The organism is Comamonas sp. HJ-2 (assembly GCF_053615495.1).
On sequence record NZ_JBSIFD010000029.1, the window covers coordinates 15,222 to 32,877 of the forward strand.

The following is a 17,656-nucleotide window of genomic DNA, read 5'->3' on the forward strand; positions in this document are numbered from 1 at the left end:
TGCATGCGCTTGTGCATAGGGCGCTAGGGGCTGATTTGCCTATTTCTCATGCTGACCACTGACAAGCTCACCATTCGCTTTGGCGGCCATGTGGCGGTCAATAGTGTGACCTGCTCCTTCGAGCCGGGCACGCTGACGGCCATCGTCGGCCCCAATGGCGCGGGCAAGACCACCTACTTCAATCTGATCTCGGGGCAGCTGCGGGCCACGGAGGGCCGGGTGTCGCTGCAGGGGCGCGACCTCACGGGTCTGGCACCCTCGGCGCGCACGCGCGCCGGCCTGGGACGGGCCTTCCAGCTCACGAATCTGTTTCCGGCCCTGTCGGTGCTGGAGAACGTGCGCCTGGCCGTGCAGGCCACGCGCCAGGGCGCGCACCGGCGCGGCATGAACCTCTGGAGCATCTGGAGCGACCACCGCGCATTGCTGGCGCGCGCGCAGCAAATCCTGGAGCAGGTGGCGCTTTGGGCGCGGCGCGATGAGCCGGTTTCGGCCCTGCCGCATGGCGACCAGCGCAAGCTGGAGGTGGCGCTGCTCATGGCGCTGGAGCCGCAGGTCTATATGTTCGACGAGCCCACGGCGGGCATGAGCCATGACGAGGCGCCGGTGATCCTCGACCTGATTCGCGAACTCAAGAAGGACCACAGCAAGACCATTTTGCTGGTGGAGCACAAGATGGACGTGGTGCGCGAACTGGCCGACCGCATCATCGTGCTGACCAACGGCACGCTGGTGGCTGACGGCAAACCGGCCGAAGTCATTGCCTCTCCCGTGGTGCAGCAGGCGTATCTGGGGCTGACGCCCCAGGATGCCGTTGGCGGCACTGACGCTCCCCCCCATCCCAGCCTTCCCCCGTCCGGGGGAAGGGGAGAACAGCCATGAGCGAGCTACTGTTGGAACTCCAGGGCGTGCACACCCATATCGGCGCCTATCACATCCTCCACGGCGTGGACTTGGCTGTGCCGCGCGGAGAGGTCACCATGCTGCTGGGCCGCAATGGCGCGGGCAAGACCACCACGCTGCGCACCATCATGGGCCTGTGGCAGGCCAGCCAGGGCAGCATCCGTTTCGGCCAGCAGGACATCACGCGCCTGGCCACGCCGGCGATTGCCCAGCTCAACATCGCCTATGTGCCCGAGAACATGGGCATTTTTGCCGACCTCACGGTCAAGGAAAACCTGCTGCTGGCTGCACGCTCGGCCTCGCATGCTGCGCGCATGGACCGCTCGCGCCTGGACTGGATCTACGAGCTGTTCCCGGCCGTGCAGAAATTCTGGGACCATCCGGCCGGCAAGCTCAGCGGCGGGCAAAAGCAGATGGTGGCCGTGGCGCGCGCCATCGTCGAGCCGCGCGATCTGCTCATCGTGGATGAACCCAGCAAAGGTCTGGCTCCGGCCATCATCAACAACATGATCGAGGCCTTCGCCCAGCTCAAGGCCAGCGGCGTGAGCATTTTGCTGGTCGAGCAGAACCTTGCCTTCGCCAAGCGCCTGGGCGACGGCGTGGCCGTAATGGACAACGGCCGTGTCGTACACGCGGGCCGCATGGCCGATCTTGCGGCCGACGAGGAACTGCAGCAGTCGCTGCTGGGGCTGGCGCTATGAGGTCACAAAAATCAAAGCCAAAAGCAGCTCAAGCGCTGGCAGCTATGGATATGAAAGTTGGTGCCGAGGTAAAGACATGATGCGCAAGGACCTGGATTACAAGCCGCTGCTGCTGGTGCCGCTGCTGGCGCTGGCTACCTTGCCCCTGGTGGGCTCTCCCAGCACCTGGCTCACGCTGACGGTGGCGGGCCTGGCCATGGGCATGATCATCTTCGTCATCGCCTCGGGCCTGACCCTGGTGTTCGGCCTCATGGACGTGCTCAACTTCGGCCATGGCGTGTTCATCGCGCTGGGCGCCTTCGTCGCCACCAGCGTGCTCGGTGCCATGGGCGATTGGACGGGTTCGGCGCAGCTGTGGCGCAACCTGGTGGCCGTGCTGCCGGCCATGGTCGTGGCCATGCTGGTGGCGGGGGCCCTGGGCCTGGCCTTCGAACGCTTCATCGTGCGGCCTGTCTACGGTCAGCATCTCAAGCAGATTCTCATCACCATGGGCGGCATGATCATCGGGGAGGAGCTGATCAAGGTCATCTGGGGGCCGCAGCAGATTCCGCTGCAGCTGCCCGAAGCCATGAAGGGCGCCTGGCTGCTGGGCGACGCGGCCGTGGAGAAATACCGGGTCTTTGCCGTGCTGGTGGGGGCTGCCGTGTTCGCTGTGCTGGCCTGGACTCTGGCGCGCACCAAGATTGGTCTGCTGATCCGCGCCGGCGTGCAGGACCGCGAGATGGTCGAGTCCCTGGGCTACCGCGTGCGCCGATTGTTCGTGGCCGTGTTCGTCGCGGGCTCGGCCCTGGCCGGCCTGGGCGGCGTGATGTGGGGCCTGTACCAGCAGAACGTGGTGGCCCAGATGGGCGCCCAGGTCAATGTGCTGATCTTTATCGTCATCATCATCGGCGGTCTGGGCAGCACGGGCGGTGCGCTGATCGGTGCGCTGCTCGTCGGGCTGATGGCCAACTACACGGGCTTCCTCGTGCCCAAGGTGGCGCTGTTCTCCAATATTGCGCTCATGGTGGCCGTCCTGCTGTGGCGACCCCAGGGCATCTATCCGGTCGCCAACAGATGAGATACCCCCTGAGTCGCTTCGCGCCTTCCCCCCTGGAAGGGGGACGCCACCCTCGCTGCGGGGCGGCGCGGCCGGCCCAGGCCCTTGCTCGGTGGCAACTGGCTTGGTGCATGCCGGCTGCATACGTGGCGCCATGAAAGTTTGAAAGGCTAGTCTGATGCTCAACCGTTTGCTCTCCGGCGACCTGCCGCGCAGCCGCGTGCTGGCCGTGTTGCTGCTGGCCATCTTCGCGGGCCTGGCCCTGGCGCCGTTTCTCTTCCCCGGCGTCAAGGCGCTCAATGTGGCGGCCAAGGTGCTGATCTTCGTGGTGCTGGTGGCCAGCTTCGACCTGCTGCTCGGCTATACCGGCATCGTGAGCTTTGCCCACACCATGTTTTTCGGCATAGGCGCCTATGGCGTGGCCATTGCCTCCACGCGCCTGGGCGCGGGCTGGGGCGCGCTGGCCGCGGGGCTGGGCGGTGCGCTCGTGGTCTCGCTGCTGCTGTCGCTGGCCATAGGCCTGTTTTCGTTGCGCGTGCGGGCCATCTTCTTCGCCATGATCACGCTGGCCGTGGCGGCGGCCTTCCAGACTCTGGCATCTCAGCTGTCGGACTGGACCGGGGGCGAGGACGGCCTGACCTTCAAGATGCCCGAATGGCTGTCACCCAGCTTCGAGCCTTTCGAGAACGATATCTTCGGCGTGACCATCGACGGCAAGATCCTCAGCTACTACCTGCTGTTTGCCGTGGCCGTGGCCCTGGTGCTGATGCTGCTGCGCATCGTCAATTCGCCGTTCGGCCGCGTGCTGCAAGCTATCCGCGAGAACGAATTCCGTGCCGAAGCCATTGGCTACCGCGTGGTGGTCTACCGCACCACCTCCAGCGTGCTATCGGCCCTGTTTGCCTGCGTGGCGGGTGCCATGCTGGCTGTCTGGTTGCGCTACAACGGGCCCGATACCTCGCTCTCGTTCGAAATCATGATGGACTGCCTGCTCATCGTGGTGATCGGCGGCATGGGCACCATCTACGGCGCGGTGATAGGCGCGGTGGTGTTCCTGATCGCCCAGAGCTATCTGCAGGATCTGCTGCGCATGGCCAGCGAGGCCAGTGCCGGTCTGCCTTGGCTGGCCGCACTGCTGTCGCCCGACCGCTGGCTGCTGTGGCTGGGCCTGCTGTTCGTGCTTTCGGTCTATTACTTCCCCACGGGTGTCGTGGGGAGGCTGCGCGCGGCTGCGGCGCGCAAGCCCTGACATCTTTTACTGGCATCCCTTCTCTGACTGCTTTCACTACGACAGGAGACAAAGCCCATGCAGAAGACCTATGCGATTGCCTTGCCGCCTCTTTCCCTTGGCGCCCTTGCGGTGCTGGCGGCTGCCGTGCTGACCGCCTGCGGGGGCGGCGATGGAGGCGAGCTCAATGCCAAACCCGGTTACCTGGGCACGGTGCGGCAGCAGAGCTATGACGGCAGCAGCGATGACCTGCTGACCGCGGGCCTGGGCAAGAGCGGCCTGGCCGTGGCCACGGCGCCGGGCTTTGCCAGCGCGCTCCAACCCACGGCGGCCGAGCTGCGCCGCCTGGCCATCTACACCAATTACCGCGCCATGCTGGACATGACGGCAGCGGGCGGCTACGGCACGCTCTACGGCCCCAATGTGGATGCGCAGGGCCGGGTGACGGCCGGCGAAGGCAGGATTGCCGGCACCGAGTACATCGCGTTCTCGGACGACGGCACGGGCCGCAAGAACGTCACGCTCATGGTGCAGGTGCCGGACAGCTTCGATCCCAGGAAGGCCTGCATCATCACCGCCACGGCTTCGGGCTCGCGCGGCGTGTACGGCGCCATCACCACGGGCGAATGGGGGCTCAAGCGCGGCTGCGCGGTGGCTTATTCCGACAAGGGCACGGGCGCCGCGCCATATGACCTCATGAACGACACCGTGCCGCTGATCGACGGCACGCGCAGCACGGCTGCCGCAGCGGGCAAGCAGGCTGCATTCAATGCGGGGCTCACGGCTGGCGAACTGGCCGCCTTCAACACTGCCACGCCCAACCGCTTTGCCTTCAAGCATGCGCACTCGGGCCAGAACCCCGAGAAGGACTGGGGCCGCACCACGCTGCAGGCCGTGGAGTTCGCCTACTACGTGCTCAACGAGCGCCATGGGGAGCGCAATATTCTGGGCGAACGCCTGCGGACGCTCAAGCCGAGCAACACCATCGTCATCGCGTCCAGCATCTCCAACGGCGGCGGCGCGGCGATTGCCGCCGCCGAGCAGGACTCGCAGGGGCTGATCAACGGCGTGGCCGTGTCCGAGCCTGCGGTGGAGTTGCCTGCCAGCCCCGGCGTGACCGTGCAGCGCGGCGGCACGGCACTGCCTGTGGTGGGCAAGACGCTGGTGGACTTCACGAGCTATGCCAACCTCTATCAATCCTGCGCCTCGCTGGCGGCATCGGTCAGCGGATCTCCCTATGCGGCTGCGTTTGCTGCGGGGTTTGCCAGCACGGCTCTGCCGATTGCGCCCAACCGCTGCGCGGCACTCAGGACTGCCGGCTTGCTGAATGCCACGACCACGGCGGCCCAGGCCGAGGAAGCTTTGCAGAAGCTGCGCGACTATGGCTGGGAGCCGGAGTCCAGCGAGCTGCACGCCTCGCTGGCCGCCTTTGAGGTGGCGCCCGCCGTGTCGGTCACTTTTGCCAACTCGCTCTCGCGCGCCAGCGTGAAGGACAACCTCTGCGGCTACAGCTATGCCGGTGCGACGGCTGCGGGCGCAGTGACGCCGCTGGCCCCAGAGGCGCTGGCCAGCATGTTCTCCACGGGCAACGGCGTGCCGCCATCGAGCGGCGTGCAGCTCATCAACAACAAGGGCAAGTTCGGTGCCGCGCGCGACTTCCTCTCCGTCTCGGTGAACTCGGGCCTGGCCGACTGGAACACGCCGGGTGCGCTATGCCTGCGCAATCTCGTCACGGGCAATGATGGCGCCGCCAGGGCGCTGCAGGCCGGTGTCGACGAGACAAGGCGCAACGGCAATCTGCAGGGCAAGCCGGCCATCATCGTCCATGGCCGCGCGGATGCGCTGCTGCCCGTGAACCACACGACGCGGCCCTATGTGGCGCTCAACCGGAAAGTGGAAGGCGCTGCCAGCAAGCTCAGCTATGTGGAGGTCACGAATGCCCAGCACTTCGACAGCTTCATCGGCCTGCCCACCGTGCTGCCGGGGTACGACACGCGTTACATCCCGCTGCATGTCTATCTGAACCGCGCGCTCGATGCCATGTATGACCACCTTGCCAACGGCAAGGCGCTGCCCCCGAGCCAGGTGGTGCGCACCGTGCCGCGTGGTGGCAACCCGGGCCAGGCACCGGCCATACAGCCAGCCAATCTGCCGCTGATTGCCGGCACGCCGGCAGCGGCCGACAGGATAGAGGTCAGTGCCGGAGCCATCCGCGTGCCGGACTGATACGCATGACCGGCCGGTGGCTACGGCTGCCGGCTGACTACCGAAGTTGATAGCTGATAGCGCTTATCACATATGCGCTGGAGGCCTTTTTGATGCTGAAACCTGCCATGCCCAACCACTGCGCTTCTGCGGCCATCGTGCCGGCATCCTGCTATGCGAACTGCGCTGGCTACGAGATTCATTACCTTGACTGGAAGCCGCAAGGCCCGACCAAGGCTACGGTGATCGCCTGGCATGGCCTGGCACGCACGGGGCGCGACATGGATGCACTGGCGCAGTTTCTTGCAGTGCAAGGCTATCGCGTCATCTGCCCGGATACGCTGGGCCGCGGCCTGAGCCAATGGAGCCGCAACCCGCGCGAGGAGTATCAGCTGCGCTTCTATGCCCGGCTGGCACGCGAGCTGATGGATGCGCTGGAGCTGCAGCAGGTGCACTGGGTGGGCACCAGCATGGGCGGAGCGATAGGCACGGTCTGTGCATCCGGCCTGTTCGAGCCGGATCTCAGGCAGCGCATTCTCACGCTCACGCTCAACGACAATGCGCCCGAACTGGCCGAGGCTGCGCTGGCCCGCATCAAGAGCTACGCGGGCCGGCCGCCGGTGTTCGACACCGTCGCCGAGCTGGAAGGTTTTTTCCGCGCGGCCTACAAGCCCTATGGCTGGCTCAGCGATTTCGAGTGGCGCAAGCTGACCGAGACCAGCACGCGTCGTTGCGATGACGGCCGCGTCACCCCGCATTACGATCCGCGCATGATCGAGCAGTTCACCGAGCATGACAACGACTATCTGCTCTGGGATCACTATGACGCGCTGCAACTGCCCGTGCTGTTGCTGCGCGGCGAGGAGTCCGATCTGGTGCTCAAGCCGGTGGCCGAGCAGATGCAGCAGCGTGGCCCCGGTGCCCGAGGTCTGCTGACCTGGCTGGAAGTGCCGGACTGCGGCCATGCGCCGGCGCTCAATGTGAGCGCGCATTTCGAGGCCGTTCTGTCCCATCTGCACCAGGCTTGACGCGCAAAACCTCGCAGGCCCGGGGATGTTCGCGTCTCGCTAGCATCGGTGGCTAACCCTGGTCGGGGTAAGGAGCGTGGGTCATGGGTTTTGTCGTGGATCTGATTCGGGAATACGGCTTCGGCATTGTCTTTCTCAATGTGCTGATAGAGCAGCTGGGCGCGCCCATCCCTGCCTATCCGGTGCTGGTGGTGACCGGAGCGCTGGAGGGGGGCAGCCTGGCACGTCTGGGCTGGCTCACCGTGATTGCAGTGGCCGCAGCGCTGATAGCCGATGTGCTCTGGTACCACGCTGGCAGGGCCTATGGGCACAGGGTGCTGGGACGTATCTGCCGCATTTCGCTCTCGCCCGATGCCTGCATACGCCAGACCGAGTCGGTTTATGGGCGTTGGGGGGCCAAGTCCCTGCTGGTGGCCAAGTTCGTGCCGGGCTTTGCCTCCATTGCCAGTGCGTTGGCCGGTGTGGTGGGCACGCCGCTGCGCACCTTTGTGTTGTTCGATACGCTGGGGGCCCTGATCTGGGTGGGCTCGGCGGTGTTTCTGGGCTCGCTGTTCAGCTCCACGGTGCAGGATCTGCTCGATGTGCTGACGGCGCTGGGCAAATGGGGGCTGCTGCTGCTGTGCGTGGCGTTCGCGGTCTTCGTGGCGCGCAAATGGTGGCAGAGGCAGCGCGTCGTGCGTTCGCTGAAGATGCCGCGCATGTCGGTCGAGGAACTGGCGGGGCTCAACGCCCAGGGCATCACGCCGACGGTGATCGATGTGCGCGAACCCCTGCTCTTCGGTCAGGGTCATATTCCCGGAGCCAGCTCCTGGCTGGAGCATCAGGGCAAGGGCAAGGCGGCCTACGAACATTTGCTGCCGCGCGAGCGGCATGAGCATGGCCTGGTTGTGTACTGCGACTGTCCCGACGAGATCTCCGCCGCGCGCGTGGCCCGGCAATTGCAGCGTGCGGGATTTCACAACGTCCGGCCATTGTCCGGTGGCCTGACGGCCTGGGAGGCAGCGGGCTTCGAGCTGGAAAAGCCCCGGGCCTGAGCAGGCGCCAAAGAAAACGCCCTGACCGTAGGGCAGGGCGTCGGAGCAGGGACTGTGGCGCTTATTTTCCGGCAGGCATGGAGCAATGTCCGCCCTGTGCAGCCTGGCCGGAGCCGGCTGCGATCAGCGGCGCTTCAAAGCGCAGGTCGATGGCCGGCGATGTATGAAAGTCCCAGGCCAGAAAGACGAGCAGCAGAGCCCAGAATACGGTGCGCAAGGTGCTTGGTGAGGTCATGGTTGTTCCTTGCTCAGAAGCCGAAATGGCGGCGGATGCGCAGGCCGAAGATGGTGCCTGCAAATGCCAGCGGCACCCAGATCCAGCCGTGGATGGAGCCGGTGGAGATGCCCGAGAGCATGGCGCCCACATTGCAGCCGAAAGCCAGGCGCGAGCTATAGCCGAGCACCAGTCCCGCCACCAGGGCCACGACCCATTGCGCGCCTGTCAGTGCCTTGGCAGCCGCGGGCTTGCCGGCGGCAATCCACAGTGCGCCGCCCAGAATGCCGATATTGGTGATGCTGGTCACGTCCAGCAGCACGGTTTCGTGCAGGCGCGCCGCATTGCCGGGCTGGCTCCAGAACCAGTTGCTGGCCAGATCGACGGCGCCCGTGGCGTTGACGATCTTGGCGGCCCACAGACCAAAGCCGTAGACCACGCCCCAGGGCTGGCCCGCAATGATCAGATTGAGCGTGGCCAGGATGGCCAGCAGCACGGCGCCGACCAGCCATTTGCGCACCAGCAGCGGCTTGGCCGGGCGGTTCAGGGCGGCATTGGCCTTTTTCACATACAGGGCCACGCCTGCCGCTATCACGGCCAGTGCGACCAGCGTGGCGATCAGCGCTGGAGCCCAGCCCCATTGCGTGACCAGACCCACGGGTGCCGTATTGCCCAGGTCCAGCCACCAGCCCAGGTGCAGGCTGCCCAGAAAGCTGCCGATCGCAAACAGGGGCAGTATGGCCGTGTTCATGGGAATGCCCATGCCGGCTTTGTACAGCGTGCCGCTACCGCAACCGTCGGCGATCTGCATGCACAGGCCGAAGACAAAGGCTCCTACCAGCAGGCTGATGCTGGGGGGGCCGAGAGCTGCCGTCAGCTCGGGGAAATGGCCCAGCAAAGGCATGGCCAGGGCTGCAGCCAGCGCCAGCAGCAGCAACTGGCCAAAGATGCCGCTGCCGTCCTTTTCCTCGACCAGCATGCGCCAGCCCGTGGTGAAACCAAAGCGCTTGCCGGCCAGCACTGCGCCAAGGCCTATGCCCACAGCGAACAGCGCCGCTTGACGCACCGAGACCGACCACAGCAGCCAGCCAAAGAAAACGGCCAGCAAGGCCGTTATGGGAAGTCGTTTCATGTGTTTTTATGGAATTGATGGGTAAGGACTGCGACGCACTTTCCGCAAAGGGCATGCACCCAGATCAGAGACAACGAGCAAAGGCCGCCCTGCAGCGAAGTTGTTGTCCCCTTGGGGGCGCCCGGCTTGGGGAAGGCGCGAAGCGACTCAGGGGCTTACTTGAATGTTTTTTCCCACCATTTTTGGGCGTCATAGGCCAATGACTGGGCGCGGCCTGGCTGGTTGGCCATGCGCGGCGCGTCCTTGGATTGCGTCCAGTCCACCATGGAGCCCGCATACAGCTTCACATTGGGCAGGCCGGCCATTTCGGAGAGGCCGAACCAGTCGGTGGCCGCCCAGTGACCGGTGTTGCAGAAGGCCACCATGTCCTGGCCTTGCGGGCGCTGGACCTTGGCGGCGATCTCCCTGGCCTTGGCGGTATCCACGAACTGCGAAGTACCTGGCACAAACCACTGGTTGAAATCCAGCTGCTGGGCGCCGGGCAGGGTGCCCGAGAGCTTGGCGGCGGGCGCACGGGTCTTGCCCAGATAGAAGGCGTCGGGGCGCGAGTCCACCAGAGCCGCGTTGGACAGGTCGAGATGCCTGCCCACGTCCTGCTGGGTGGCCAGCCAACTGGCGTCAAAGGTCGGTGCGTAGCTGCTGGGTGCGATCTGCGTGCGGGTCTTGGCCAGGGGCTTGCCTGCGCTTTCCCAGGCCTTCATGCCGCCGTTGACGATGGACAGCTCCTGGAGACCCAGGCTTTTGAGCGTCCAGTAGACGCGGGCCGCGGCGCCGAAGTCCGTGGCATCGGCTCCGCTGGAGATCACGATGGCATGCGTGGCTGGCGTCAGGCCCAGGGACTGCACCAGTGCCACCAGCTTGGCCTGGTCGGGCAGCTCGCCGGGATTGGTGGCGGGGCCGCGCCATTTGCCGTAGGGGGCGTTGGCAGCCTGGGCGATATGGCCGGCCTCGAAGGCTTTGGGGTCGCGGATATCGATGAGGCGGACATCGGCCTGCTGCAGCAGTGGCTGCAGTTGCTCGGGGTTGAGCAGGGGTTGGGCTGCGAGCGCCCAGGCGCTGGTGCTCAGGCCCAAGCCCAGAACCAGCGCATAGCTTGTCAGAGAGTTTTTCATGGCAGGAGTCGGCAAAGCCGATTCGTCAGGGGCATGGCTATGCCCAGAGCCTCTATTGTCCGGCCTTGCCGCGACAGGGCCAACCAAGAAAAACTTGTCTGCTTATTGCCTGGGGTCATGAACCGGAGAGCAAACGGTGTGACTTCTGATGATGATAGCTAAAAGTGGTTGAGTCTCTTTGTAGGTAAGCGATTGCAGCTATTAATTTTGAATAATCATGCGCTTTGCCCGGCCGGAAACAGCTCCTGCACGGCCCGCCGGATGCCGCCATAGCCCGTACAGCGACAAAGGTTTCCGCACATCTGAGCCTCGGCCTCGGCAGCCGTGGGGCGGGGCTGCTGCTGGTGCAGCCAGCTCATGCTCATGACCATGCCGGAGCTGCAATAGCCGCATTGCACGCCGCCGCAGCGCGCCAGCGCCTCACGCACGGGTTCGCTGGCGCTGTCCTGTGCCACGGACTCGATGGTGCGCACGGTCTGGCCCTGGATCTGATAGGCCATCAGCAGGCAGGCATTCACGGGCTCGCCGTTGAGCCAGACCATGCAGGCGCCGCAGCGTCCCACTTCGCAGCCGGGCTTGGCCCCGGTGAGGTGCCAGTGCTCGCGCAGCAAGGTCAGCAGCCGGGTATCGGGGCTGCAACTGGCGCTGACCAGCTGGCCGTTCAGATTCAGCTGCAGCACCAAAGTCGGGGCCTCCTTTGCGCTGGCTGCGGGTGGCTTGCCGCCATGCTCCGGGATCTGGGTCGTCGTCATGGTGTGGAGGACTCCGCGCCCGCCTCCAACAGCGCGATCACGCGCTCCGGGGTCATGGGCAGTTGCGTGATGGGGTGCAGCAGTGCGGTGGCCAGTGCATTGGCGACTGCGGGCAGGGCCAGGTTGACGCTGATCTCGCCGGCTCCGCGCGGGCCTATGGGATCGCCCTCGGGAAGGTTCTCGATCGCCAGCACCTGCATGTCAGGGGCATCGGCCAGCGTGGGGATCAGGTAGCCGTCGAGATTGCGCGCCTGGTAGTGGCCGTCCAGGCAAGTCAGCTCCTCCTGGGTGCCCATGGCCAGGCCCATGAGGGCGCCGCCCTCCATCTGGCCGAGATAGCCCTGAGCCGACGCCACTGGGCCCAGCGCCGTGCACATCACCAGCCGCTGCACCTGGACCATGCCGCTCCAGGTGTCGACGCGTACCTGGGCAATGGCGGCGCAGGCTCCGAAGACGAAGTGGGTGTCATGCGCGTTGCCCTCCGGGTCCTCTGCGCGCAGGTCTAGGGAGATACAGGGCGCTTGTTCGCCCGATGCCCTTGCCAGATCGGCGTAGTTCAGGCACAGGCCCGCAGCGCTTTCCAGGCCCCGTGCGCCGCAGCGCAGAGGGATATCGGGCAGCAGTCTTGCTGCGGCCAGGAGCAAGGCTTGCTGCCAGGGCCGGGCCGCCTCCTGCAAGGCGCGCCATACCAGCGTGGTGGCGCGCGAAGCGGCCACTGGGCCCGAGTCGGGCGTCAGCCGGGTATCGCCCAGCACCGGCCGGATGGCATCGGCAGCACAGCCCAGATGCTGCGCGCCCAGGCTCTGTATGGCTCCGACCAGGTTCTGTCCCAGCTCGGTAAAGCCGCAGCGCAGCTCGATCGCACCGTCGGCGGCCAGGGCCAGCTCCATGCGGCAGTCACTGGGGCCACCCTTGCCAAAGCCGTCGCTGCGGTGGATCAGCGTGAGGCCCACGCCGTGTAGATGGCGGCCGTCCGCGCTGGCCCAGCGATGCGGCCCGCGCCACAGCGCCTGCTGGCGGGCGACATTGAGTGCGCGCTGGGCACCGTCAAACGGTACGACATGCTGGCCCAGCGGGCCGGGCGCTTCGGGAGCGGCGAGATTGAGGGCGCGAAACGCGTCAGCTGTCATGCCGACCAGCGCAGCCAGTCTGTCCATCTGCTGCTCGAGTGCAAATTGCACCTGCACGGCGCCGAAGCCGCGAAACGCACCCGCGATGCCGTTGTTTGTATAAGCCAGCCTGGCGCCGAGGTCCAGCGCCTGATACCGGTAGGGGCCGGGGGCATGCTCGAGCGCGGCATCCAGCACCTCGGGGCCGTGCGTGGCATAGGCCCCGGTGTCGGCCACTATCTGCACCTGGTGGTAGGTAAGCAGCCCCTGTGCATCGCAGCCGGTCTGCATTTCGATCTGCATGGGATGTCGCTTGACACCCAGATCCACCGATTGCGGGCGTGTCAGATGCAGCCGTACGGGGCGCTGCGCCTTCCAGGCCAGCAGGGCCGCAATCGGCTGAATCGTCAGCTCGTCCTTGCCGCCATAGGAGCCGCCCACGGGTGTGCCCACGGCATGCACTCTGTCGTGAGGCAGGCCCAGCATGTCGGCGATGACCTGCTTGTCCCGCGCGGGATTGTGGCCGCCGAAGAACAGCTGCAGGCCGCCCGCGCCATCGGGCTCGGCGACACCGCCTTCGGTCTCGAGAAAGGCATGCATCTGGCGCGGCGTCACATAGCTGTCCTGCACCCGGTGCACTGTGCTTGTCCGGGCCGCAGATATATCGCCCTGGCGGTGGCTGGCGGCATGCAGCAGATTGCCGCCCTGATGTACTGGCTGCTTGGAGGCCACCGTGTCGTCAAGGGCAGCGACCGGGTCGCAGACCGGGGGCAGGGGTTCGTAGTCAACCCGGATGAGCGCCAGAGCCTGGCGCGCCGTCTCCATGTCCACGGCCGCAACGGCGGCGACCGGGTCGCCCACATGGCGCACCTTGTCGATGCAGAGCACGGGCCGGTCCACCTTGCGCAAGCCATAGTGCTTGATGCCGGGAATATCGGCATGGGTCACCACGGCATGGACGCCTGGCAGGGCTTGGGCGGCGCTGGTGTCGATGCTCAGAATGCGCGCATGGGGGTGGGGGCTGCCGAGAATCGCTGCGCGCAGCTGGCCCGGTCGAATGCGGTCGGTCAGAAAGCCCGGGTTGCCGCCGAGCTTGGCCCTGGCATCGGGCCGGACCGGCAAAGTCTCCAGGCCCAGCTCGCGGATGTGATGAGAGGTGAGGAATTCCATGACGGTTCAGGCCAGCAGCCCGCAATGTCCGGCAATCAGGCGGCTGGCAATCCGGGCCAGATCGGGAGGCAGGCTTTGCTCGCAGGTGGTGCGTACATCGCCGAGGGAGGGACGGATCTGCAGCTCCTGCGCATAGCTCAGCAGCTTTTCCGTGGCTTGCAGACGGTGCACGCCTATGCCGGGGGCCGCCACGGCGATTCGGTCCACGCTCAGCAGCTGTTGTGCATCGCTCCAGCGCAAGGCCATGCGCAGGCGCGCGGGGGAGAATGCCGCGCGGTAGCCGACCTTCTCGAACACCAGTGGCCGGGGCTCCATCACATCGCTGCGTGGCAGCAGGAACGACAGCATCAGAGGCCGGTCCATGAGCTTCAATGTCTGCGCCAGCGACTGCAGGTTGCCGTCCGTCAATTCGACCTGTGCATCCATGGCCAGCAATACCGGGCAGCAGTCGCCTTCGCCCCAGCCTATATTGCCGCCCAGGGTTCCCAGACGGCGTATCCCCATGGCTCCGAGCTGAGCCAGGGCCTGGACGAGCACGGGCGCGTGCTGCTGTACCCAGGGGTGACAGCGGACGGCTTCCAGCCGCATGCCTGCACCGATATGCAAATACTGCGGGCCGAGGCTGATCTGCTGCATCTCGGGCCAGTGCATCACATTGATGAAATGCGTGGCCGACGGCGCCAGGCGAGGCTCTGCCCATGACTGCTGCAGCAGCGTGCCCCCGGCGATGAAGCAGGCGGCATTGCCGAGCTTGCGGGCCAGGGCCTGCGCGGCCTGGGGTGACGAGGGGTGGGTGAGCAGCATGGCAGCCTCCTGCTGGCGTGGTCCTCAGCGCTGCGCCCAGAAGGCTTGCTGCTGGGCGGCGATCTCGGCCTCCATCTCGGGTATCGGGCCGATCAGCTCTACGGCCTTCTGGCAATGGTCGAAGACATAGCGCGACGAGACGCTCATGGTCGGGTTCTCGCCATGGCTGCCTGTGCATTCCAGCAGGCGATGCTCGGTCATGCCGAACACGATGCGACCGATATTGGCCCAGTAGGCCGTACCGGCGCACATGCAGCAGGGCTCCACATTGGTGTAGAGCGTGCAGCTCCAGAGAAACTCGGCCGTGTAATTGGTGGCCGCCATGCGCGCTAGGGTCGATTCCGCGTGATTGACGGTGTCGATATTGCACTGCTCCATGAGCACGGTCTCCTGATCGGGGCCCACCAGGACGGCGCCGAAGGGGTGGTGGCCCATTTGCGTGGCGCGCTGGGCCACCGCCTGGGCGCGACGCAGATTGCGCTGGATTTGTTCGGCAGAGGGCGTCAGGCCCTGCGGGGGGAAGTTCTGGTCTGTCATGGTGGCGGTCCTTGTGTTGATCAGGCGGGAGTGCTCTGGCTCCAGGGAAAGAGGCGCTTGTGCAACTGCTGCACGCCACCATAGAGCAGCAGGCTGCACAGCACCAGCAGTGCCAGTGCGGCAAAGGCCACGGGTACCTTGAAGGAGGAGGTGGCAAACAGAATCAGATAGCCCAGGCCTTTTTCCGCAGCCACGAACTCGGCGACCACGGCGCCCACAATGGCCAGCGTGATGGAGACCTTGAGGGCCGAAAACACATAGGGCACGGCAAACGGCATGCGAATCTGCCAGTACTGGCGGCTGGTGGTGGCGCGCAGCGAGCGCGACAGCTCCACCAGCTCTGCCGGCACCGAAGCCAGGCCCAGGGCCGTGGAAACCACCAGCGGGAAAAAGGCAATCAGCGTGGTGATGACCACGCGGGGCAGCAGGCCGGCGCCCAGAGTGACGACGATGATGGGGGCGACGGCCACGATGGGGGTGGACTGGATCACCACCAGCCAGGGCATGATGATTTTCGACAGCAGCTGCGAGCGCGTGATGGCAATGGCCAGTGGGATGGCCAGCGCGATCGCCAGCGCATAGCCTATGAGCGCGACCTGCAAGGTGGCCGTGACATGCTCCAGCCAGCGCTGCAGCCCCATCTCGGCAGCAGCCAGCCAGATCTGGCTGGGAGCAGGAAAAATGTACTCGGGGATATGCGCCAGGCGGCAGGCGCACTCCCAGAACAGCAGGACGGCGAGGAAGACCAGCAGCGAAGCATGGCGTTGTATGAGGGCAGACATAGGGGGCCTCTTGGGGCTGCGGGAGGATCTTCAGGCGTGTGCGGGGTGTTTGCTGAAGACCTGGAGACGAATCTCGTTGGCCATTTCGGTGAACACGGGATCGGCCAGGGTGGCCATGCTGCGCGGGCGTGCCAGCGGCACATCGATGATGTCGGCCACACGGCCCGGGCGGGCGCTCATGACCACGATGCGGTCGGACAGCAGCAAGGCCTCCTGGATGGAGTGGGTCACAAAGACCACGGTCTTGGGGCGCTCGTTCCAGATACGCAGCAGCTCCAGGCTCATTTCGTCGCGTGTGAGTGCGTCCAGCGCCGAAAAGGGCTCGTCCATCAGCAAGATGTCCGGGTCATGCAGCAAGGAGCGTGCAATCGCGACGCGCTGCTGCATGCCGCCCGAGAGTTCGTGGGGCCGCTTGTGGCCGAAGTCCCTGAGGCCGATCATCTCCAGCAGCTGCTGGGCGCGGGCCTCTTCCTTCATTTCCACATGGCCGTATTTGTGGCGCATGGGGAAGGTGATGTTGTCCAGCACCGAGAGCCATGGCAGCAGCGTGGGCTTCTGGAACACCATGCCGATCTCGTCGCGTGGTTCGGTCACGGGCAGATCGAAGATACGTACCTCGCCGCTGCTGGGGCGGATCAGGCCCGCAATCAGGCGCAGTATGGTGGACTTGCCGCAGCCCGAGGGGCCGATCAGCGAGACGAATTCGTGGCGGCGTAGATGGAGGTCCACGCCCTGCAGGGCCGTGACAGGGCTGCCATCGCTGGAGACAAAGGTCTGGGTGACCGCGTTCAGATCGATTACGTATTGCATGGCAGGCGATCAAGGAAAGAACAAGGGCGGGAGCGAGAGGGCGGTGCTGCTCCGCCCTCGCATGGGATTTACTGGCTCAGAAAGCGGCGATCCACCAGCGTTTCCGGGTCGACCTTCTTGAGGTCGTAACTCATGGACTGGGCCACCCAGCCCCAGGTGGCAGCCAGCAGCCGGGGCTCGAATTTGCCCAGGCCGTCGCGCTGGCTGATCTCGTTCCTGAGCAGCGGGATGGAGGCTTCAAATTCGGCCTTGACCACGGCAGTGTCGGCTTCGGGCACCAGGGCCTTCAGCGACTCGGCCGCCTTTTGCGGGTTCTGGATGGAGAACTCCAGCGACTTGCCCAGTGCCCGCACATAGCGCTTGAGCACCTCGGGGCGTTCCTTGATGGTCTTGTCGCTGGCCATGACGGACCAGCCATAGCCGTCCAGACCGAACTGCGTCCAGGGCAGGACCGACAGTTCCCTGCTGGCCTGCTTGAGCACGGCGCCGAAGGCCGGAGCCACGGTCACCCAGTTGATGGTCGCGTCCACGCGGCCCTGAGCCAGCATGGGAGCCAGCGTGGCCGGGTCCGACTTGATGACCTTGATCTTGCTGGCGTCCACGCCGTTCTTCTGCAGCACGATGGGCCACAGCGCATTCGACGAGGAGAAGGTGGGCATGGCCACCGTCTTGCCTTCCATGTCCTTCAGGTTCCTGATCTTGCTGTCGGCGCGCGTGAACAGCGCATCGGGCTGTTTGGAATACAGCGACATCACGGCCTTGACGGGAATCCTGCCTTCGGCAGCGGCCATCATCAGCGCCGAGATGCCGCCAAAACCCACATCGGCAGAGCCCGAGGCCACCTTGGTGACGGCATCGGCCGAACCTCGGCCGGGAACAATCTTCACGTCCAGGCCTTCGTCCTTGAAAAAGCCCTGCTGCACGCCGGCATAGACAAAGGACTTGTCGCCCCCGGGCAGCCAGTCGAGTTGTACCGTGAGCTTGTCGGCCGCCTGGGCCGCTGCGCCACAGGCGACGAGCATGGCGAAAAGGGCGCAGCGTTTGAAGTGGGTGGTGGGACGCGTCATGAATAACTCCTGAAGAATGCGAGTTCGGGGCA

At 65.5% G+C, this 17,656-nt stretch carries 17 protein-coding genes; 7 read left to right on the forward strand and 10 right to left on the reverse strand.

Translation table 11 applies throughout. From position 1 onward, the window contains the following. Window positions 1-48 precede the first annotated feature (48 nt). The 7 genes from ACWGXF_RS20695 to ACWGXF_RS20725 all read left to right on the forward strand — a co-directional run bounded on the left by ACWGXF_RS20695 (window position 49) and on the right by ACWGXF_RS20725 (window position 8,135). On the forward strand, window positions 49-879 hold the full coding sequence (locus ACWGXF_RS20695; protein ID WP_256629953.1) for an ABC transporter ATP-binding protein: 831 nt from the start codon (window positions 49-51) through the stop codon (window positions 877-879). Next, window positions 876-1,601 (forward strand): ABC transporter ATP-binding protein, encoded by a 726-nt coding sequence (locus tag ACWGXF_RS20700; protein WP_256629954.1) that lies wholly within the window; start codon window positions 876-878, stop codon window positions 1,599-1,601. The genes ACWGXF_RS20695 and ACWGXF_RS20700 overlap by 4 nt, the downstream gene beginning before the upstream one ends. A gap of 76 nt (window positions 1,602-1,677) precedes the next feature. Beyond that, complete coding sequence (locus ACWGXF_RS20705) at window positions 1,678-2,661, forward strand: branched-chain amino acid ABC transporter permease (protein ID WP_256629955.1); 984 nt, start codon at window positions 1,678-1,680, stop codon at window positions 2,659-2,661. Window positions 2,662-2,818: 157 nt separating this feature from the next. Next, window positions 2,819-3,889 carry a branched-chain amino acid ABC transporter permease gene (locus tag ACWGXF_RS20710; protein WP_452102436.1) on the forward strand — a complete coding sequence of 357 codons (1,071 nt, stop codon included), beginning with the start codon at window positions 2,819-2,821 and terminating at the stop codon, window positions 3,887-3,889. 57 nt (window positions 3,890-3,946) lie between these two features. Further along, a complete protein-coding gene (locus tag ACWGXF_RS20715; RefSeq protein ID WP_452102437.1) occupies window positions 3,947-6,094 on the forward strand; it encodes a D-(-)-3-hydroxybutyrate oligomer hydrolase in 2,148 nt (715 codons plus the stop codon). A gap of 92 nt (window positions 6,095-6,186) precedes the next feature. Beyond that, window positions 6,187-7,101, forward strand: a complete 915-nt coding sequence (locus tag ACWGXF_RS20720) for an alpha/beta fold hydrolase (RefSeq protein WP_452102438.1) — start codon at window positions 6,187-6,189, stop codon at window positions 7,099-7,101. An 83-nt stretch (window positions 7,102-7,184) separates the two neighbouring features. Beyond that, complete coding sequence (locus tag ACWGXF_RS20725; protein WP_003068843.1) at window positions 7,185-8,135, forward strand: VTT domain-containing protein; 951 nt, start codon at window positions 7,185-7,187, stop codon at window positions 8,133-8,135. 61 nt (window positions 8,136-8,196) lie between these two features. On the opposite strand, the gene ACWGXF_RS20730 is transcribed toward ACWGXF_RS20725, so the two are convergent. From ACWGXF_RS20730 to ACWGXF_RS20775, 10 genes are all read right to left on the reverse strand, one after another. After that, window positions 8,197-8,370, reverse strand: a complete 174-nt coding sequence (locus tag ACWGXF_RS20730; protein WP_012837430.1) for a hypothetical protein — start codon at window positions 8,368-8,370, stop codon at window positions 8,197-8,199. Between the two features lie 13 nt (window positions 8,371-8,383). Then, complete coding sequence (locus tag ACWGXF_RS20735; protein WP_039050519.1) at window positions 8,384-9,481, reverse strand: YeeE/YedE thiosulfate transporter family protein; 1,098 nt, start codon at window positions 9,479-9,481, stop codon at window positions 8,384-8,386. Window positions 9,482-9,636: 155 nt separating this feature from the next. Beyond that, window positions 9,637-10,593 carry a sulfurtransferase gene (locus ACWGXF_RS20740; RefSeq protein ID WP_202789113.1) on the reverse strand — a complete coding sequence of 319 codons (957 nt, stop codon included), beginning with the start codon at window positions 10,591-10,593 and terminating at the stop codon, window positions 9,637-9,639. Between the two features lie 215 nt (window positions 10,594-10,808). Then, window positions 10,809-11,345, reverse strand: coding sequence for a (2Fe-2S)-binding protein (locus ACWGXF_RS20745; protein ID WP_452102439.1), 537 nt, complete (start codon window positions 11,343-11,345; stop codon window positions 10,809-10,811). Continuing rightward, window positions 11,342-13,624, reverse strand: a complete 2,283-nt coding sequence (locus ACWGXF_RS20750) for a xanthine dehydrogenase family protein molybdopterin-binding subunit (RefSeq protein ID WP_452102440.1) — start codon at window positions 13,622-13,624, stop codon at window positions 11,342-11,344. Before ACWGXF_RS20750 ends, ACWGXF_RS20745 begins: the two co-directional genes overlap by 4 nt. Window positions 13,625-13,630: 6 nt before the next feature. After that, window positions 13,631-14,428: an FAD binding domain-containing protein gene (locus ACWGXF_RS20755; protein WP_054075713.1), complete on the reverse strand. Its 798-nt coding sequence runs from the start codon at window positions 14,426-14,428 to the stop codon at window positions 13,631-13,633. Window positions 14,429-14,452: 24 nt separating this feature from the next. After that, entirely contained in the window at window positions 14,453-14,965 is a 513-nt protein-coding gene (locus ACWGXF_RS20760; RefSeq protein WP_054075714.1) for a nucleoside deaminase, read from the reverse strand. A 20-nt stretch (window positions 14,966-14,985) separates the two neighbouring features. Then, complete coding sequence (locus ACWGXF_RS20765) at window positions 14,986-15,747, reverse strand: ABC transporter permease (RefSeq protein ID WP_034357975.1); 762 nt, start codon at window positions 15,745-15,747, stop codon at window positions 14,986-14,988. 30 nt (window positions 15,748-15,777) lie between these two features. Next, the gene (locus ACWGXF_RS20770) at window positions 15,778-16,557 is read right to left on the reverse strand and encodes an ABC transporter ATP-binding protein (protein ID WP_003078463.1); all 780 of its coding nucleotides are present in this window, start codon (window positions 16,555-16,557) and stop codon (window positions 15,778-15,780) included. A gap of 68 nt (window positions 16,558-16,625) precedes the next feature. Further along, window positions 16,626-17,624, reverse strand: coding sequence for an ABC transporter substrate-binding protein (locus tag ACWGXF_RS20775; RefSeq protein ID WP_012837437.1), 999 nt, complete (start codon window positions 17,622-17,624; stop codon window positions 16,626-16,628). Window positions 17,625-17,656: the final 32 nt, after the last annotated feature.